The organism is Synechococcus sp. A10-1-5-9, from assembly GCF_047716785.1.
Lineage (GTDB): Bacteria > Cyanobacteriota > Cyanobacteriia > PCC-6307 > Cyanobiaceae > Synechococcus_C.
Genome location: NZ_CP180406.1, coordinates 1,460,559 through 1,480,923, shown reverse-complemented (window position 1 = coordinate 1,480,923; position 20,365 = coordinate 1,460,559). Strand labels below are relative to the sequence as shown.

Sequence of the window (20,365 nt, the reverse complement as noted above, 5' to 3'; positions counted from 1 at the left end):
CATCTTAGTGCGCATCAAGTCTCCGAGTTGTTTCGGCCTCGTCTTTGGGGGCTGATCGACCGTCAGGCCAATCGATTCCAGAGCTCTTCCAGGCGGGTTTTGTAGCGAGCTCCTACCGTTGCTAGTGCAAAGCGCTTCCGATAGGTCGCGAGGACGGATGGATCACGGCTTATGTCTGCGGCTGCAGCATCTGGATCGTTGATGAGTTTTTGGCGCCGTTCCGCAACCTCTTGCATCAGTTGAGCTGCGTGATCCAGATCGGGCTCACCCCAGCAATGGCCATCGGCGCAGGGATAGGCACCGCGTGGAATCGGCACTTCTTTGCAACGCACGGGGTGTGAGAGAGGTCCATCGCAGAAGTCGGTGTTGCCGCCGTACTCCGTGGCAATCACATCGAGGCCGAGTTGCAGCGCTTCTGCCATGCCGCGACCAAAGCCCTCGGAGCGATGCAGAGAGAGAAACGCATCACAACAGCCGAACATGGCGAGCAACGCATCTCTCTCCAAATGAGCTTCAAGCACATGAATGCGTGGGTCTTCCTGGGCTCTGAGCTGTAACCAGTTCCATTCCGGATTGACGTTGCGCGGAGGGAAGGTTTTGATCAGCAACGCCACCCGTTCCGAGAGAGGGTGGGTGTTTGGAGAGAGACCCTTGCTCGAGAGCAACTGGGGCAGGGGAAAAGCTTGTTGAAAGCTCTCCAACGCCGCCATCGGGTTTTTGCGGATGGCGGTGGAGTTGAGATCGAAGCTGTAGACGAACACCACAGCATCGCTTGGTAAACCGAGGTGATCGCGTGTTGGATGGCGTGTTGATGGGGAGCAGAACCGGTCTGGTTCAGGGATCTCCGCAGACATCGGCATCACCTGCAACGGAACGTTGGCCTGAGCTGCAGGTGCTTGGAGGGCTTGGGCTGTGAAGGTGCTGGATGGCCAGAGTTCATTAACAACCTCCAGAAGGGGCTCCCAAACTTTTGGCCACTGGCGCGTTTCCCAGGGCCAGGCAGCGATGGTGTAACGCTCACGCAGGGGATCAAAGCCTTCTTGGAGCAGCCAGCGCGCTTGGATTGGGGCCGCCATACACACCAGGTTGAAGGCGTAGGGACCACCGTTTGGGTCGCTGCAGAGCAGTGGTTCAAGGCTGCGATCGGTGCATGCGGCGCCATTGCCAGCTGGGTGGTGTATCACGCAACAAGGCACATCAGCTGCTTGCAGGGCTCGCGCTGCCATGCGGATGTCTTCCCCGATGCCAAACACCTCGAAGCCGTGGCCAATCAGGTTCACCCCGAAAGGCCGATGCGATCTCCTGGGCTGGAATCCTGTTGTAACTGGTTTTGCGGATGCAGATGTTTCGTCTTTGTTTAGTAAGCCGTAACGCTGTTGGTTGTTGGCGATGAGCTGCTTCCAGCGCGTTTCGCGTTCAAGGGGTGCGCCTGGTGCACTCGGGTGAAACTGTGGATGAAGGGCCTGGAGTAATTGCAGCGCGAACCGTTGTTCAGGTTCTGGCTTGCTCTGCGTTGGTGAGTTGGGGGCATTGAGCGTGCCTTGGTGCTCGTCGTTGAGTTTCCAGACATGGCGAAAACTTTCAAGCGCTTTGGGATCAAGCCATAGCTCTGCCTGATCTGCCATCTCACGCAGAAGTTCGGCCTGGCTTTGGCCCGGCTTGGTTTCCGCAAGGCCGAGCTGCAGCTCCAATCCAAGGTTGTGGAGTCGCGTCGCCGGTGCTGATCCGAAGTGCCTGGCGATCAACTCTGTGGCTTCCAGGGCAACCCGGCTGCGCTGCGTATTGGTGATGGTGTCTTCATGCAGACGGATGCGGCCTTGAATGTGGGGGATATAACCGATCCGGTGCGGGAAAGCTTCGAATGCCCGCAGCCAGTAGTCAGCATCAAAGGATGTTTTCCAGCGCTCATCAAACGGCCCAAGCAAAACACCCATGCTGCGTCGAAACAGCACAGCCGGCTGGCAGATAAAACAGTGGGAACGAAAGCCTTCCATCCCTGCTGAGGGCGGCAGGGTGGGGTAGCGCTGCTGCAGGCCTCTGGCGTTGTTAAATTTGTCACCTTCCCCATAAAGCATCAGCCATTCGGGATGCGCATCCAAAGCGGCTACTCCTCGGGAGAGTGCACCTTTTGGATAAAGGTCATCGGCATTGAGCCAGCCGATCAGGGTTCCGCGCGCGGCCCTGAAGGCCTGGTTGAGGGCATTAGCAGGTCCGCTATCGCTGCGGCTGACGATCCGTATCCGAGAGTCATGTTTGCGCCAGTTCTCGAGATCTTCCAAGCTGCCATCAGTGGATTCGCCGTCTGCTACCAGTAATTCAAGGCACTCCTGATGCTGCAGAACTGATTCAACAGCTTTTTTCAGGAAAGGCCTTGCGTTGCGGCAGGGCATCAAGATGGAGACGCTTGGTAAGGACAAGTGACAGCTTGATTATTAGAGGAGCGATCGCAGCTTAAGTTCAAGTTTTTGTGATGGCTCCACTCGAAGCTTGTGTTTCATTAACTAGGCAAGGTGGATCAAGCTTTGTTCTTCAGCAGAGGTATTATATTGCTCAATAGTCGATTTTGAACCATGTTCAATTAATTAGAGAATGTCTGCTTAATTCCACGATTTTTTTCGTGGGCAACTTTTGAGGTGATGCTTGGTATTCTTATTTGCTGTTAATCTGCGAAGTGAGCCAGAAGGCGGTGATATGCGCCAAATACTTTTTTAGCATTTTGAAATTGGAGCGATTGAGTGTGTGTTTAAACCTTTTAAAATGAATGGATAAGTTGTCTTGAGCAAGTGTATTTCTCGGGCCTCTAGGCGTTAGAAGTTTGATTTTAGGGTGATCGTTCGATCGGCTGAAAATCAGTAGTTTTGCTTGTTCCTCTTGTTTCACGAAGCAATAAAAAAACAAGGGATCTAAAAGGGCTGCCTGACCTATTAAAGAAAGTTGTATATAAGCTATTTAAAATAATATTTTTAGGTTTGTTGGGCGGCCGCAAATTTTGATATTATTTTTTTGAATTCAAGGCTTTGCTCCTGATGCTGGCGTAAAAGATCATCTTGTTCGCGCGATTTTAGGAAATAATGCTCTAGCTCCTCTTGAACTTGATTTAATTGAAGTATGGTAAGACAAGACTTTTCCCGTGTTTCTCCTATTTCTTTCTTTAGCGTATCTCGCTCTCCCTTTATACTAGCCAGCTTTTCCTCCAGACACTTCACTCGCTCAGCTCCTGCAGTTCGTTGCTGAATCAACTCATCAATTTCCTTTTGCTTGGCTTGATCAGCAAGAAATGCTTTCTCTAGTTCCTCCTGAAGTTCATGTAGCTTATTGAAAGCTAGGTCAGCCTCTTGACTTGCTTTCCCTTTTTCCATTGCTAAAGACTTAAGATTTTCCTTCAAATCAGTCAGCTCTCCCTCCAGAGCCATCATGCGCTCTGTTCCAACTGCCTTCTCCTTAATCTGTGATTCAAGCTCAGCAGCTTTTGCTGAGAACTGCTGCTTCAGCTCTTCCAGGGTGTTTTGCGCATCTATTTTTTCCTTTGTTTGTGCATCACGCTCGCTCTTGACATCAGCCAACTCTCCCTCGAGAGCCATCACGCGCTCTGTTCCAGCTGCCTTCTCCTTAATCTGTACTTCTAGTTCAGCGGCTTTTGCTGAGAACTGCTTCTTCAGCTCTTCCAGGGTGCCTTGCGCATCTATTTTCTCCTTTGTTTGTGCATCACGCTCGCTCTTCACATCAGCCAACTCTCTCTCGAGAGCCATCACGCGCTCTGTTCCAGCTGCCTTCTCCTTAATCTGTACTTCTAGTTCAGCGGCTTTTGCTGAGAACTGCTTCTTCAGCTCTTCCAGGGTGCGTTGCGCATTTATTTTCTCCTTTGTTTGTGCATCACGCTTGCCCTTCACATCAGCCAACTCTATTTCGAGAGCAATGAGACGCTCCGCTTCAGCAATGTTTTCTTCTCGCATTTTATTTAGATGAGACTCCCTTTCGTACACCTGCCGCCTTAGGTCATCAATAGATTGCTGTGCTAGCGCAATATTGTTTTCTTGTTCATCGCAATGTGCTAGAGCATCTTTCAAATTTTCCTGTAAGGAAACTAATTCGTTACGCAAGCCGTGAATTATCGAATGATTGTTGAAAATATCATTGCAATTAATGGAAGGCCTGTCAAATATATTGGGTGGGATCATCTTGGCTGAGAACTGCTCGTGCAAATCAGAAAGACAGAAGTAATCATTAAGGCCGTCAAAAAACAAATAGCTGTAACCGTTGCTGACCAAATATTCGTGGCATAAACACCTATGTGGAGCTGAAAGCTTTGTGTCAGGTAAAGTCGCTTCAAGCAATATGACTTGTGGACTAGAAGACTTTGTCAGTGTTTTAAGCTTTAACCCCTTAAGCGCCTTATACTCAAACCCCTCCACATCAAGCTTTAGGAAGTTTACGGGCGTGTTCGAAACATATTTCTCAAAAACTTCTCTCAAAGAAGTGCATTGAATTGGTCTTAAAGTGCTTCTGCTAAGATTTGAAGGAATTTCAAAGTCACTATTTTCATGCATGTCTGTCATAAAATGTTGACCACTTGATATGGGTCGGTCACCCAGGACTGCCAAATGTCCAGGTCCAGCTTTATCTGAAACTGCAACGTTTAAGTTGAAATCATTTGGCCGCTCTATTTGCAATAGCTCAAACGCCTCGCGAAGCGGCTCAATATTTACCCCTCTCCATCCATTATCGTAAAAAATTTTAGATATATTATCTTTAGAAGGATGCCAAGCGCCAACATCCACATAAAAACCTTTATCGACATCAGAAAAAAGTCGATAAAGGTATAAGTCTTCAAAATTTTGCGAGAATAAGCGGTTAGGCTTCCACACTGCTGCAAAAAATATTTCAATTGCCATACTATATGCAGATAAATGCCAGATGTCAAGAATGCTCTAAATTTGACAAATTTGTGCTGTGAAAAAATACTCAACTCAGGTTAATAAGCCAAAAAGAGTTTTAGCAATGGCCGAAAAGGCAGGATGTATTTAATAAAACACAGAGTGCAACAAGCCTCGACCGCAGTTAATATAAAACTCGAAAAATCATTTAGCCAAAATATCTTGGCGTGTTAAATATTCCATTGAAATTAAGAAATAATTTTATTAAGCGATTGAATCTCAATTTTAAAAGGGAGTGACATAAACTCTTTGAAAGTTAAGCCTGTGCTGCTGTCAGTATCAAGTATCAAATGTTCAAAATTTTGAGCCCCTACAATATCTTCAAAAAATCCTTTAAACCATGCACAATTACCAATAAAAGCTGGGTGAACCAAGTGATGTATTTTGCTGATGCGCTTACCAGTAAAGAATGAATTCATTAAATTTGCACCGCTTACTGACATCATCTCACTGCATTCTGAGAAGAACGTAACCCTATTGTAAAAACCCATATCTTCTGTAGCCACTATTGAAAAACCATTGCTTAGCAGTGAAGATCTAACTTCTGATTGATTAATGCAAGTTCTTCCTGGAGCATTATTTAGTGGACTAGATATTCTATCAACATATACTCGGGCATCTTTTGCAATCTTTGCTTCAAATGAGAGAGATGAATTCACCAGCTCACTCCTAAAACCTCTTAATAATTCTGCGCCTAGCGGAGATGTATTTACAAAATTTATATTTATGTTGGACGAAACATAGCATTCAGATAGCTTATAAACATACTGCTTGCCAGTAGGCGCGAGCAAGCAAGGAGCTTCCCTCATGGCAAATGTTGCAATCTCGGAATTTATAAGATTGTTATTAAGAAATAAAAGCCCTGGGGTTACTCCCGCCTCTTTAATCATCAACAATATTCTCGGCAGAGTTTCAATAATAAAATGCTGAGGATTTTTGTCCCATGGGTAATATGCCCAGAAACATGGACCGAAGAATTCTTTGATAAAAATTGAAGCATTGCCACTAGCAAATAGCTTCTTCAATGAAGACTGAGCGGATTTTAGTTGATCTTCGTGATATTTATTGTCTTTCCTGTGAGGTAAATTGCTAAGAATAGTTGATTCATGTATAGGTACAAGATTGCTGTCAAAGAGGACGCCATCGTAAACAAGAACGTTTTTGTACAGCGAAATGTTCATAGGTAATCACTGACAGTATTTGAATAACCGCAAGCAGTATTGTAGTCAAGAAATCTTGGAATAATGGCTTCTAGTGCTGCCGCAGAGCACTCGCTGTGATACAGGCTTGGAGGAATGTTTGAACTATTGACAATTCTTAGAATTGGAAACAACTCTAATGGTTTGTTGTAAATTTCAGACAATGCAGATCTAAAATCTTCGCAAAGATTTTCACACCTCAAAAACTTCGTACTTCCTTTGTAATGAGGACCCACATGCAATTGTTTATCAATGCTTAAATCAGAAAAATGATCAATTATCCAATCTTCGAAATTCATCTCCATGGCTTTAAGAGTGAATTCTTTTGTGCGGCTCTGATGAATCCAGGAATCGGGCTTGTCAAGCTCCTTTGCCCATTTGGTTCTCATCCGATACCACTCCGAAAAGTAATAATTAACCGGGTTTCTAGTGCTTGAAATGCAAACATCAAACTTTCTGTTTAAGAGAGTCTCAACGTCCGCTAATGCGATGTGTCTTTGTAATCGATCATCGGGGACGAAGGTAAAATTAGGAATAAAAATATGCGCATGCACTTTTAAGTAGACTTCTAAGGCTGTAGAGCCTGTGCCAGGAGTAAAAAGAAGTAATCGATCGTTTAGAATCGCAGCCATCGATATTGGCATGTAAAGCGCTTTTTAATCATAGCACAATTTACTTCATTGTAATTTACTACTTTTTAGGCCATAAACCTGGAAAGTGGTATGTCATCTTCCCACCCTTTTTCTGTACGCTCAGTTTCTCTGAGTGACGTTGAGAAGTTAAAGCACTTTCCAGTTCTGACTTCCCCCCAGAGGGGAGTATGAATCTGGAGGGCTAAATTCCCTTTGTAGGTCTTGTACTCGATTAGCCTGTGACCAAACAACATCTTGGCAAAATAAACTGAGCCGAATCACTTTATATAAATAGTTTAAACGCAATATTTGCTTGAGTTAATTATAAACACTAGCCCACAAAATCCTTGACGGATGTATTTTTATCGTCTATATATTCGACTCCGCCAGAGCCCCATGGTTTCCCGAATACGATTTCATCATATGGTACATTATATTTATCAAGCCACCGTAATAAGATGGGACTTGTATATTTGTTGATTAACCCTATGTTGCCGTTGAACGACCTCATATTCCTAGCTGTAAACAAGATAATGTAGTTTCCTTTTTTATCATGGTCTCTTAGTTTCTCGATTACTTCTCGATCTGGCTCGCATAAGTTGTAATCACCTTTAATTGGTGGACCACACAATGTTCCATCAACATCGACAACTAACGTTTTTCTTTGATGAGCTCTCCATGAATTTTGCGATAAGAGCTCAAAGTGGGAAATACCACATGATTCACAGAGTTCTTTCGGCGTACCATAAATTTTATGATTTAAGGCTGGCATAATAAGAACTTTTTTGTGTTTATTGTGGAGCATATAGTTAATGAAAGGGGCAATATATAACTCACCTGGTCTTTGCTTGTCCTCTACATATGAAACATAATCTTTGACATCACAAAGGAAGTTAGAAGATGCTGAAAAGTAATACGTGCCTATTGAGCAATTGGAAGAAATACGTTTTTTTTCAGAAAGCTCAATAGCTATTGGACTGTCTTTTTTGGAAGTTTTAACGAATGACCAGTGATCCCCCGGGGCATTAAATACTGGCACTATTGAGTAGCAATCTGGATTGCTTGAGAGCAAATCTTTGAGATAGTCAAATATGAAGTCGAAGCTTGTATCGCAATTATGGACAATGAATTCATCATTGATATTAAAATGTCTTATTGCCTCTGCCGCAGATAAAAGTTGTCCATTAGGAATATAATCCAGTTCTAACCAATGCATTGATACATTTGGATATATATTAGAAAGTTTTTTGGAGAGAATTGAGCGAATGTTGTGGCATTTTTGCGTGACGAAGAAAACATTATCTCCTGATTTCAGAGGAAAAGAGCGCAAGCTCTTAAGTAATAGTTCTTCTCCCTGAACTAATATTAGTGGCTTGGGAGGCTTAATACCAGATTTTAAAAATCTTGTACCATTTCCGGCAGCGGTAAGGACGTAATTCATCGTAAGGAGAAATGCAATGTGGATTGATTAGGGTGATTAATAATGGAACTTCCTATAACAGCTAAAGAAAGCATCCGTCTTGGAGATTCAGCATGAAGAGGAAGCATCGACAAGAAAAGACTTGCTGTTAAAATATTCACACTATGAGAATTTATTGCCTTAGAAAACACATCCTTAAAAACAGTGTTTATCATATCATATTTCCCGGGAACGAACACTTTTAAGTGAAAAGATTGCGTGCTATTGCAGCTTAAATCAAAAAGATTATTAACAATAGAGTCATACATATATGTCGCGGAATGCTTTAGTTTTGCTAAATCATATAAGCGTGGTAAGACTCCAAGCGGTAAGGTTGTTTCTGAAGAAATTCGCGGATCAATTACCTTTACTATTCCAGAGAGGGGATCAGCCAGGATGTTATTAAAACAAAGATCTCCGTGGCTAAATGCATACTCCAATCCCTCATCTTCGAGCTGGCGTAAATGAGTATCAACATCTTCAAATGTTTTTTTTAATGGAGGGTAGTGAATCCCGCATACAGAAAAGGCCGATTCATAGATGCTGCTTATAATTTTCATTTCTTCTCCACTTATCAACTTTTCAAGATGCGCCCGGCGTATTCTGAGCTTTTCGGATGAGAAGTAATTGTCTTGTAAAGTTGGTTGCGCAATTGGTATGCTAGAAATGCAGTCGTTAACATCTTTTAGCTGTTTGGCTATATTTACCCAAGATATAATACCAAGGTCTTCGTGTAGAAATAACTCGGAAAGAGTAGGATGAGGAATAAATTCGAAGGAGCAAGACATCATGTCTGTTCCTTCGTCGGCTGATACTAAGCAGGGAAAGTAAAGAGCAGCTTCTTTAGTTAAAGTGTTATAATAAGATTCAAGCCTTGACACAGAAGAAGTACTATTCATTTTTTTTCTTATGACCTTAGATTTGCTTTCATAAGTCAGTGAATGGAAGCTTCTGCTTGATATAATATTCATTTTTGATTCTAACTTTAAATCCGTATGACTAAGGTCAAGCCACTTGTCGAAGAAAAAACTATAACTTTTATGCGCAAAGAGTTTGTACGCTAAATGGCCTAAATCATCTAGTTCTCCAGGAAGTGTTAAGTAAACTAGCTCAAGAAGATCTTTTAGGTAACAATGAAGTCTACCTGAAAATGCGTAGGATTTTTTGCCGTAGCTAAAGGATTGTGCTTTGAACAAGAAATGAGGCGTTTTGTTGCTGTTGAAATCTACAGAGGTCCAATCTTCTTTTAAGTACTCTTTGTCTGAGAGTACAATATTGCAAACAGAAGTTTGCTTGGCGGGTATGCTTTGGATCGGATTTATAATGATTTCATCAAACCCGTTCAGCTCTCGAAGAGATGCGGCGAGAGTCTCGGTTACGCTTGATAATGATTCTACCTCTAAGATATTTAATTTTTTAAAGGCTTCTAGTTTGGGAATTGCTGGCATGTCAGTTGCCAGGTAGGTTGGAATATTTTTTTTAGTGTAAAAATTTGAAATTAGTTCAGCTGCAAGTGAAACGCCTGAGTTTAAAAATGAAAAATGCTTTCTTTTTTGTGTGCCCGAATAATTGTATAAGGTCGTTGAAGAACCTAGGATCAATGCGCAGGTTTTGCTATGCATGTTTTCACCTTAATCACTCATTTTGGTAGAATAGCAGTAATAATGCTTGCAACTGAATTTCTCAAGGTGTTGTATTTTACCAAATTTTTCATTGATGATTTTACTGAGCGGTTGTCCAGCATATAGGTAGCCGATCCTCCATGCTTGTTGAGAGGTCTTGATCGACTATTGGCGTGACATCAACCCGTTGCATCCCTCAGCCTTCAGTAACGGCAGGTTGTAGACCCTTAAACTGCATATGTTTGTATGTGCACTAAGGAGGCCGGAGGTCCTATTGCTTGGGTTAGACGGTGTTACACCCTTGGCTTTCCGGACGACTTTATTCTTCTCGTCAGTACATTTTGGGCGTTGGGCCATGAGCAATGTGTAGTTACAGCTAGGCCGTAAAGACTAACTTCATGATTTGGTTGAGTCTGCACATGGGCTATGTCATTTCCAGGATCCCAGAGGACTACTCATTAACCTTGGGGTTTATTTCAATCGGATGATGGCCCGGCTGTTGTTGCGAGAGGTGGTTCCAGTATCCGTGAAAAACCTTGAGAGCATAAAGTGAGCTACCGATAAGTTAGCGACGGTTTTGAAAAGCATAGTGTTTAAATCCGCCATTTTAAATTCTACTGCCGGAAACTGGGGATTTACTCCGAGTGAGTGGAACGTTGTTGTTAAGCAGCTAAAAATTCACACGAGCAGTAATTGCTCAACTTGCGTATCTTGTTGACTTAGGATCTATTTTTCTTTGGCCTCAAAAACATCTTTGATTTGCGTGTCTGTGTTATGTAAGAAGTTTATTGCCGATGCCTTTCTTCATTATAAACGTCAGTTTTTTCCCTCGCCTAATTGATCAATGTTAGATATGTTGGGTTTCGGTATTTATATGGGCACAGTTGTCATCGATCAAAAGTAAGTCCTGATTTGCTCCATCTGTGAAGATGATTTTGAACTGACTCCAGAACTGGTGGTCCACCACCTCTAATATTGCTATCGACTGATCCTTGTGATCCGGAGGTGCGAACCACTTTCAGGTCATCGCTCATAATTTGCACATTTCTGGAATTTAGGATTGAAAACAGCTTCCGATTGTCCCTTGCGGAAATAGACTATCTTCGTTAAGTAAACTATCGCTCAATGCTGAAATTCTTAAAAGCCGTTGAAGAATTGGATATATGGGTATTTTTATTTTTTCGACCAGTTCCTTATTCGTGAATCTGAGTCGGATTGTGAAGGTCTATATACTTAGTGTCAAATCAAGAAGCATATCCTGTGCTTCATATCCTCTTAAAATTGTCCCGCATGGTTATTTTCCAGCTCAGCCTATGAAGTAGGTTCAACTAGACCCCGTGATTTGGGTATTATTACTAGAGACCTTCCTTTTAATTGGCAGGAAATAGTATTATAAGAGCTGATGTTGATACTTATGCCGCTATATGTAGAAAAATTGTCTGGGACGCCGTTGGGATCAAATCGGTACATCGTGATGCACCTTCTTCAGAATTAGCCTAGAAATTCGTATTGGAAAGGATTGGTCTTATTCAGTATGCCTTGTTTACCGCGCAATAGCGTACCTAAAACGGTCAACTGCGTGATTTTCTTTTTTTACTCAAAGTGCAAATAGGTATTTAATGCAAGCTCTGGGTGTAATCTCACTAATTAGATTCACGGCATTTCGCAGATCAAAACTATGTATATCCTGTGTCTACTTGACTAGTATGGTTATGTTATAAATGACCTTAAGAGTCTTAATTTGTTAAATTAGTCGCTTGTGCCTCAAATATTGTAGGAGCATGTTTCTTAATATCTCTTACTAAGTAAAAGTCGTGAGGTATTTATTCAGGGGATTTGGCGATGACAAATAATAGGTAAATAGGTATTATTTATTTGCTAGAGTGTGACACAATTTGACGAAATCTAATCCTATAGTATTCCATGAAAAGTTTTGAACAGATTTAAGCCCATTCTTGATTAGCATTTGTCGCTCGTCAGGTTTGTCATATAAACTAGAAATTTCACCTGCCAAGGTGAAACTATCAACGAGTTTTCCATTAATATTATGTTCTATTAAATCGCAGAACGAATCACAATGCTTATTGGCCAAAACCGGACATTTTCCTAGCCAGGCTTCCAATATGACAATTCCAAAACTTTCACTACCGCTCATATTGCATAATCCAATTGCATTTGCCAATGCTCCTTTTACTACTCCTCTATTTACTCTACCTAAATAGTAAACAAATGGTTTATTTATTTCTTTTTTGTCATCATCAGGACCAATCATGACTAGATTGATATTCTTACCTTGATCTCTTAGAATATTTACCGCATCTATGACTTGAGTGTAGTTTTTAGCCCCACTTTTTCTCCCTAATACGAGAATATATGGACAAGTGCTACTGTAAATATTATAAAATGAAGTGCTATCATCTTCTGAGAAAGTTTCTTCTGTATCAATTCCAGGACATCCATATAATGTATTTGTGTTGTAATTAATAAGATGATTTACAGCTGATTGGGGAGAAGCTATTACACACGATGCATCTTTGATTTGACCATAAAGATCAGCAAAGTGATAATAATCATCATCTAGATGAGCGTGAGGTATGATAAGACTTGGTATCTTGTATTTTTTGGCATTTTCGATGGCATCTTTTGCTGGTTTGAACACATAGTTATGAGTAATTACTAAATCATAATTGGGTACATTATTCTTAAGAAATGAATTCATTGTGGATGAATAAGGACCTCTAACGTCTGTCAAGCTTGTGTTAAGCATTGAGTGGGTGCATTGACTTGTCAGTGCAAATAATTTTATTTTTTCTTTTGCACTCAGTTCCGAAATAATATTCGGAACTAGCAAATTTTGCGAATTTAAGATACATGAGTCGACTTTTATTTCATATGCATAAAAGGCTAACGGTCTAGCTTCAATATTATTTTTGGAAACTACTGGTTCATACCGAATTGAGCTTTCAATAGTAAGAAGACCTTGATTAACGACAACAGAGATATTAAAATCTCCTTCTATATTTACTTCTTGTATGGTTTTTTTGGCTTGAGTAAAGGTTAAGCATGAATTATTTTTAGCATGGCCAGAAATTTGCAGAACCGACGTTTCTTTTAAATAAAGTGTTGATGTTTGCAACACCCAACAAAGGTTTGAGGAGGATTTATCAAAAATAAAGCCACTTAATAATCCATTGTTTTTCATTTTACCCTCAAGGTTTTCGGCAATAGTCTTGTCAAATAAGATCTGAGAAGTCCATATCTTTTGAAGTCTTTGTTTGCTAAGTCGTTGAATTGGCTTATCCAGTTCAAAATACATTGATCGCACATTTTGCATGTTCGTAAAACGCGCACTCTCTTCATTAAAAGTATAATCCTCATGATATCGATTATGTGTCGTGATATCCGATATCTTAGTTGCAACTACGTCAATATTGAATGAATTACTTTTATCGAGATATCTCAAGAGTTTCTCTAAATAAGCTTCCGCACCCCCCAATGCGGGGTTTGTATATCTATATGTTACGAATAGGATGTTTAGCTTTGGTTTATCAAGATTTTTTATTGCTTTGGGAAGATTGCGAGCATGGCAATCCATTGAAACACTTGTGTAGACATCATTGTGGATGCCCTTTTTGGTTAGCTTTTTAATCGAATTTTGACCAGAGACAAATAGTTTCAAATTATCATTAAATGCATCGAGGCTTGACGTTATTAGATATTTTTTGGATACATTATCATATCCTCTTTGTCCGAATGGTGTTACAAGTACAGGTAATCCATGTATTAAATAGTCGGCAGTTTTGATATTAGAACCACCACCTTCAAACACTGGGTTAAGAGCTAATTCGCAGTTGGCAAAGATAGTCGCTTTTATTGCATCATTAACAATTCCCCAAAACTTACAATTCTTTAAATTTGAATCCAATGCATTGCAAATAGATCCAATAAAATGGAAATTTATATTAGGATTTTCTATCACCAATTTGTCGAGAATAAATTTTCCAGCACTTAGATTTGGGCCATGACCTGACCCGATGAAGCAAACATTATATTGATAATCATCAAATACTTTGAGTTTAATCTTATCTGCAAATTCGACGGGAATAGCAGGATCTTTTGCTCCATTAAGTATACAGATATTCGCTGGTTGGTAATTTAAAAGTCGTGAAAAGCACTCTGCATCTTCATCAGTGCAGGTAATTAGAAGAGAACATTTTTTTAGCGCATTTAATTCTAACGATTTTACTGTTCTAAGTAATATATCTTTTACTGGATGAAATTCTAATGATTCGGATTTTAGCGTATATTCTACATTCTGTGACGAGTATATGAATTTATGCCTATACTTAATCGGTAGAGGTGTCATATATGGATGTTCACAGATAATGCAATTAGAAGCACTTGCTAAAACCTCATAGGATCTTCCTAAGTTTATTTCTTCGATGCAAAAGATTGAGCTTACTATGTCGTCAGATGAAACCCAAAATTGATTATTTATCTCGGCAAGTTTTTTTAAATGCTCTTCAGTCTTAGGTAATGATATAATCGTAATATTATCCAGTGTTGTTTTTATTTCGTTGTCATCATTTCCATAACATAAAAATAAAATATTATCAAACACCTTTGAACAGCTTCTTACCAGAGCTTGTGTTCTTACGCAACCTCCGCCAATACTTTTTAGCGAATTATAGTCATTAAGAAAGAGAATAGTTGATTCAAGGGAAGTACTGTCTTTATTAACAAGCTTATTAATTGATTTGTTGAATTTTTCCGCTATATTCTGCCAGGTATAGTTTTTAATTAGTTCTTGATATGCATCCTCTTTTGTTTTAAAAAGAAGAGCTGGGTTTTTGATTGATGATATTATAGTTTCAGCGAAATCTTTTAATGAAGATCTTATGTATGATGTTTCCTTGCATTCAATACCCCTCATTCCAAATGATGTAGAAACAACTGGTATTTTGTGTGCCCAATAATTCAAGACTTTTACATTTGATCCACTGCCTTCTTCCATAGGATTTAGTGCTAAATTACTATTACAAATAACGTCTGTAAGTTTGTTCTCATCCAAAAAGCCATAAGAGATTACATTGTCAAATGATTTTTGAGGCATGCATGTTCCTACAATGTGAAATTGAACTGAGGGGCATTTTGGTGCTATTTGTGTGACAATATAATTTGCTGCATTTACATTGGGGGGATGCCCACTTCCCATAAAAATTGCGGACACTCCTTTTTCCCCGGGATCCTTAGAATACTCACTTCTTAAATTACAACCATTTGGTATATAAATAGTTTCAACATCATTTCTGCCAGACATGTTTTTTAAAATTTCTAAATCGTCTCGGCTACACCCAGCTATCATGCTTGATATAGCTAACACCTTTTTCTCTGCTTCTTCTACAAGTTTATGTATTTTGAGAGATTTTCTTGATGGGTGTAATTGTTTGTAGAGAATTGTTTCAACGTTATATGCATTGTAAATGCGATGCTTTTTGTCAATTCCTGCGAAAATATCGTAACTTACGGTGAAGGGAGAATCATGAATTATGATATCACTCTCATCATAATGCTCGAGATATTTAGAATGGAATGAGCAGAAAAACTTACCTTGTTCATAGATTGCAGGAGCTGAAATATCTCCTCCACTAGAGTAATTAGAGAGCTCTTGGTAAAAACTTGCGAATTTAGGATCTTTTGCGATTCTTATTTCTTTAAATGTTGGTGTATGTAGTATCTCCTCAGTTTGACCATTGTATTCCGATGAAGACAGAAGTACAATGTTATTATTATAACTTAGATTCCTGTAGATATTGAGAACTCTGCTTTCTCCACCATTTGACGCAGGAGCAAATGCTGGGAAAAAGTTTAGTACCAGTATATTAGTCATTTGTGCAATTAGTTAGTGGGCTGGTCAAATAAAATTTTAAATCTGATTTAAATTTATAAAATTCAGTTGTGGATTTTGGGATATGCCTTTGAGGAGTAATCCGAATTAGTGTCGCCTCTAACAAATCGTTGTAAAAAGGGTGATTGGCTTCAATGCATCTCTCTAGAAGAATTCGGAGCGCGGTTTCTTCATTTCCTTTGGAGAGATACGAGTTAATTGAATTTAGAATAGGTTCCATCGAAAAAGGGCGGGTAAACTAAAACGGCGGATTCAGCTAATTAAGAGGCTGAAAGATTAGTCATGGCGTGAGGACCAGTCAATCCTAAAGGTCATAAAATTGTAAAGCATTTTCATTTTTGATTAAATTTAGTGTGAAAATTAAATTCTCTCCTGACTGCTAATGCATTTGTATCCCTGGTCTATCATTGATTTTAGTTTCTGTGCTTCTGTTTGATCGTTGGAAATCATTTCATTGACAAGCTCTTCTAAACTTGTTGTGGGAACCCATCCGAGTTTGTCTTTAGCCAGTGAGGGGTTGCCAAGCAGTGTCTGTACTTCTGCAGGCCTATAGTACTTTGGATCTATTTTAATAACAACTTGATTGGTATCTAAACGACGACCTATTTCTTGAACATCATTACCTTCCCAAGTAATTCCTCCCCACCCGATTGCTTCAGCTGAAAGCTCAAGAAAGCGTCGAACGCTTTCTTGTCGGCCAGTTGCAATCACAAAGTCTCGAGGTTTTTCTTGCTGAAGCATTCGCCACTGCATTTCTACATAATCACGAGCATGTCCCCAGTCACGAAGTGCGTCTAAATTACCCATATATAAGCATTTTTCCAACCCAGCATTAATGCGAGCAATTCCTCGGGTAATTTTTCTAGTGACAAATGTTTCGCCGCGCCTTGGGCTCTCGTGATTGAAGAGAATTCCATTACAAGCATACATATTATACGCTTCTCTATAATTAACTGTTATCCAATAAGCATACAGCTTTGCAACACCATAAGGACTTCTTGGATAAAATGCTGTTTCTTCTGTTTGTGGAATTTCTTGCACTAGGCCATATAATTCGCTTGTGCTTGCTTGATAAATTCTTGTTTTTTTTGCTAAGCCGAGTGAGCGTACAGCTTCTAAAATTCTTAATGTACCAAGTCCGTCAACGTTTGCTGTATATTCTGGCGATTCAAAGCTGACCGCTACATGACTTTGCGCTCCTAAATTGTATATCTCATCCGGTTGACATCTTCTGATGATTTGAGTCAAATTTGCGCTATCAGTTAGGTCGCCATAATGAAGAAACAACTTTGGATTTTCATGCGGATCTTCATACAAGTGATCAATCCTAGTTGTATTGAAATTGCTTGATCGTCTCTTTATTCCATGAACTTCATATCCCTTCTCAAGCAGCAATTCTGCAAGATAGCTCCCGTCTTGCCCAGTGATACCAGTAATTAGAGCAACTTTTGTTGTAAAGTCAGACATTTTCTGCAATTGATCGCAAATAGGAGCTAGAAAGCTTTCGAGGAACCTTTACTCCCTTGTATTTGGGATTCCACTTTAACACGTCTTCGGCTCTTTTTATGCAGTAGTAGGCTTCGTTCGGATCGCTTGTCCGCAATAGCCTCGAATCTGTTTCAACATAATCCTTTATCGACAAGTTAAAGAAAGAAAATATTTCTGCGGCAAAATTTTGCAATGTAATGCTTTTTCCTGTCGCTATGATTATGTCTCTGGGAGCATCCATATTCATTAAAGCAATTATTGCGTCTATGTATTCAGGGGCCCATCCCCAATCTCGTACCACGGCTAAATTCCCCAGCTTTAGAATTGATTTTTTTTTGCATGAAATATCGTGAGCTCCGCGCACTATTTTCATTGTCACAAACTTTTGACTTCTGTATACTGATTCATGGTTTGATAGAAATACATTGCTTACCCACAGGCCATGGGCGTAACGATAAAACAAGGCAATTGCTTCCATGTTGGCCTTGCCAACTGCATAGGGGCTTTCTGGCTTTTTGGGTGTGTCCTCCTTTACTTTGAGTTTTCCGTGCGAACCAAATACTTCAGTTGAATTCGCTAAAATTACTTTCGTGTTGGGAGAGTGGTCTCTTATCGCCTCAAGCATTGCATAAGTTGCAAAACAGGGGCTTACTATATTTTCAAGCGTGTCTTGAAATGAACTCCCTACGCTTGATTGGGCGGAGAAGTGAAAAATGCCGTCAAAAGTTTTTTGGGAAATCAACTCTTGCCAATCCGATGCTTTTTCTGGATCAAGGCTAATTACCTTGACCTTGTCTGAATGTGATCTTGCAATCTTGCTTATCTCGGCCTTTTTTTGGCTACGGGTTGTTCCTGTCACGCGACAACCTAACTCAATCAACGCTTCAGCCATAAGTCGGCCATCCTGTCCGCTTACACCTGTGATTAGAAATTCCTTCATGAGAGCGAGTTAGTGCTGTTAAGTTTCGGGGGGGGGGGGGCTAGTTTAATCATTCTAATCGTCTTTCAAACTGCTTAACACGGACGTGCTAATTCTGTAAGTTTGTGATGCTGTAACTGACGAGGTATTTCCCATTGTGCTTGTCAATAATTTTCATCCGGGTTGGCTCGGTCTCTAATAAGATGTGTTTTCGACTCATCGGAATATTTGATTTGCCACACCTCGAGTGGTCGCTCTATACCCTTGGATGCAAGGCATTCTCTTTCTTGCGTCACGTCCCAGAGTCCGGTTAAGTGATTATCCATTTCGAATTTAGTGCATGCACCCGATTTCATAGAGATCCGCCTCGCTTGTTAAGAGCTTTCTTCTGTTGCCCATGCGCAGAAGGAACAAGGCAGTTAGATCTTAATTGGGCTTTGTTCTTCGGTCTACGCGCCTCCTACGTTTGGTTTAAAAGAGTTTAGATCCTCTAGAAAATTGATTTAGCTTTGATCAATACGGCGACGCGGGTTTATAGGACTTATTTTTTATATTCCTTGGTTCGTTGCCATTCGATGACTGCTGCGTTAGCTGCATCCTAAGTTGTCTTCTGTGTTCACGTCCGCATTTCTCTGGACATCTCGTTGTTTTGAGTTTTCTAATCATCCGATTCAGCTGTCCATGTCTCTCCAGCCTTTATTCAGCGCTTCAGGTGTCTAGACGGTTTTTCCATCTCCGCCACATCAGTGGGCACGTTGGTGCACAGGGCATAGGTTTAGTGCACTGAGCGATGAAATGCGTGGTCGGCGGTTAAGTTCTCCAGTGCCGCCTGGCAACAGCTCATTATCTCTGGTACCAGCTGCTCCATTCATGCCAGCATTATGTTGGTGTGCTACGTGAATATGCCGTTGTTCCAGGTGAAGCGACCGGTGTTTAGCCGCTCATGATCGGGTTCTCCGGGACAGATCACTTTGTTGGCTTCGATGTATTGCTGACAAAACCTTATCGCGAATTTTCAAGCACGGAAGCAGTCTAGTTATTACCGATCTAGCTAATGTCGGGTGGATTGATCAAGATTCCCTGCAGCTTAGTGTCACTCTTTGATTGTCAGTTTCTACCCCTATTTTGATAGAGACTCCTTGATATTTGGATATAAATCCGAGCGATCATGCCCTCTTCATCCGCAGGCACGCTCACGATCTCCAGGTTGGGCAACCAGTTCAGGGCGTCTGCTAGTTCCGCTCGCAGGGCTTGATCGTGTTCGCCGATCCCTCCGGTGAGTGCCAGCACATCAACGCCCCGCAGGCTGGCGGCCATGGAGCCGATCATTTGAATTAATCGATGTCGAAAAACATCCAGCGCCAGCTGCGCCCCCTGATGGCCTGTCGCCGCTTGCTCGCGAATCTCACGCATGTCACCGCTCAGGCCCGACAGCCCTTTCAGGCCGGCCTGGTGTTGCAGCAAGTCCGCCAGTTCGGCTTCGCCCATGCCTTCGCGCAGGAGTTCCAGCAGCAGCCCAGGATCAACGTTGCCGCTTCGGGTGGCCATCACCAGCCCCTCCAGCGGGGTGTAGCCCATGGTGGTATCGATGCAGACGCCTCCTTTGATGGCGGCCAGGGAAGCGCCGGCCCCCAAGTGAGCACTGATCAGACGCAGCTGCTTGGGATCTCGGCCCTGTTTTCTCCATTGAGCGGCCACCGTTTCGGCCACATGTTGGTGGTTGATGCCATGGAACCCGAAGCGCCGGAATCCTCGCTCCCGCAGCTCAAGCGGTAGGGCATAGGTGCTGGCCGCTGCAGGCAGGGTGCTGTGAAAGGCTGTGTCAAAACAGGCCCACTGAGGTAGATCAGGCGCCCAGCGCTGGGCCCAGGCCAGACCCTTCAGGGCCGGGGGATTGTGCAGCCGTGCCAGAGGTACCAGCTCCTGCAGGGCGGTTTCTACTTCGGCTGTGATCAGGGTGGGGGCGGTGAAGCGCTCCCCTCCGTGCACCACCCGATGCCCCACCAGGGTGATCGCTGAGCGGTAGGGCTCCAGCTCTGGCGCCAACCAGCTGTTGAGAACAGCGTAGAGCGTTTCGTCAGCCTGCAGAGAGCGCCCGCCCCGCCAGACCTTGGCCCCTGTGGGATCGACCAGGGCCGCTTTCAGGCTGGAGCTGCCCAGGTTGATGACCAGCGCCAGGTTGTTCATCTGTTTATCAGGGGCTG

General features: G+C 41.9%; 10 protein-coding genes. All 10 read right to left on the bottom strand.

Annotated elements, in window-relative coordinates:
- Nucleotides 1-62 precede the first annotated feature (62 nt).
- The 10 genes from ACLM45_RS08220 to ACLM45_RS08175 all read right to left on the bottom strand — a co-directional run bounded on the left by ACLM45_RS08220 (nt 63) and on the right by ACLM45_RS08175 (nt 20,348).
- Nucleotides 63-2,390: a glycosyltransferase gene (locus ACLM45_RS08220; protein ID WP_415408737.1), complete on the bottom strand. Its 2,328-nt coding sequence runs from the start codon at nt 2,388-2,390 to the stop codon at nt 63-65.
- Nucleotides 2,391-2,963: 573 nt separating this feature from the next.
- Nucleotides 2,964-4,892 carry an FkbM family methyltransferase gene (locus ACLM45_RS08215; protein ID WP_415408736.1) on the bottom strand — a complete coding sequence of 643 codons (1,929 nt, stop codon included), beginning with the start codon at nt 4,890-4,892 and terminating at the stop codon, nt 2,964-2,966.
- A 230-nt stretch (nt 4,893-5,122) separates the two neighbouring features.
- Nucleotides 5,123-6,115, bottom strand: coding sequence for a glycosyltransferase 61 family protein (locus tag ACLM45_RS08210; RefSeq protein ID WP_415408735.1), 993 nt, complete (start codon nt 6,113-6,115; stop codon nt 5,123-5,125).
- On the bottom strand, nt 6,112-6,765 hold the full coding sequence (locus ACLM45_RS08205; protein WP_415408734.1) for a hypothetical protein: 654 nt from the start codon (nt 6,763-6,765) through the stop codon (nt 6,112-6,114). Before ACLM45_RS08205 ends, ACLM45_RS08210 begins: the two co-directional genes overlap by 4 nt.
- Before the next feature lie 331 nt (nt 6,766-7,096).
- A complete protein-coding gene (locus ACLM45_RS08200) occupies nt 7,097-8,206 on the bottom strand; it encodes a hypothetical protein (RefSeq protein WP_415408733.1) in 1,110 nt (369 codons plus the stop codon).
- Complete coding sequence (locus tag ACLM45_RS08195) at nt 8,203-9,846, bottom strand: hypothetical protein (RefSeq protein WP_415408732.1); 1,644 nt, start codon at nt 9,844-9,846, stop codon at nt 8,203-8,205. The genes ACLM45_RS08200 and ACLM45_RS08195 overlap by 4 nt, the downstream gene beginning before the upstream one ends.
- A gap of 1,867 nt (nt 9,847-11,713) precedes the next feature.
- Nucleotides 11,714-15,736 carry a glycosyltransferase gene (locus ACLM45_RS08190; RefSeq protein ID WP_415408731.1) on the bottom strand — a complete coding sequence of 1,341 codons (4,023 nt, stop codon included), beginning with the start codon at nt 15,734-15,736 and terminating at the stop codon, nt 11,714-11,716.
- 378 nt (nt 15,737-16,114) lie between these two features.
- Nucleotides 16,115-17,221 carry a GDP-mannose 4,6-dehydratase gene (gene gmd, locus ACLM45_RS08185; RefSeq protein ID WP_415408730.1) on the bottom strand — a complete coding sequence of 369 codons (1,107 nt, stop codon included), beginning with the start codon at nt 17,219-17,221 and terminating at the stop codon, nt 16,115-16,117.
- Nucleotides 17,214-18,182 carry a GDP-mannose 4,6-dehydratase gene (locus ACLM45_RS08180; protein WP_415408729.1) on the bottom strand — a complete coding sequence of 323 codons (969 nt, stop codon included), beginning with the start codon at nt 18,180-18,182 and terminating at the stop codon, nt 17,214-17,216. Before ACLM45_RS08180 ends, gmd begins: the two co-directional genes overlap by 8 nt.
- Nucleotides 18,183-19,268: 1,086 nt before the next feature.
- A complete protein-coding gene (locus ACLM45_RS08175) occupies nt 19,269-20,348 on the bottom strand; it encodes an acetate/propionate family kinase (RefSeq protein ID WP_415408728.1) in 1,080 nt (359 codons plus the stop codon).
- Between the last annotated feature and the right edge of the window lie 17 nt (nt 20,349-20,365).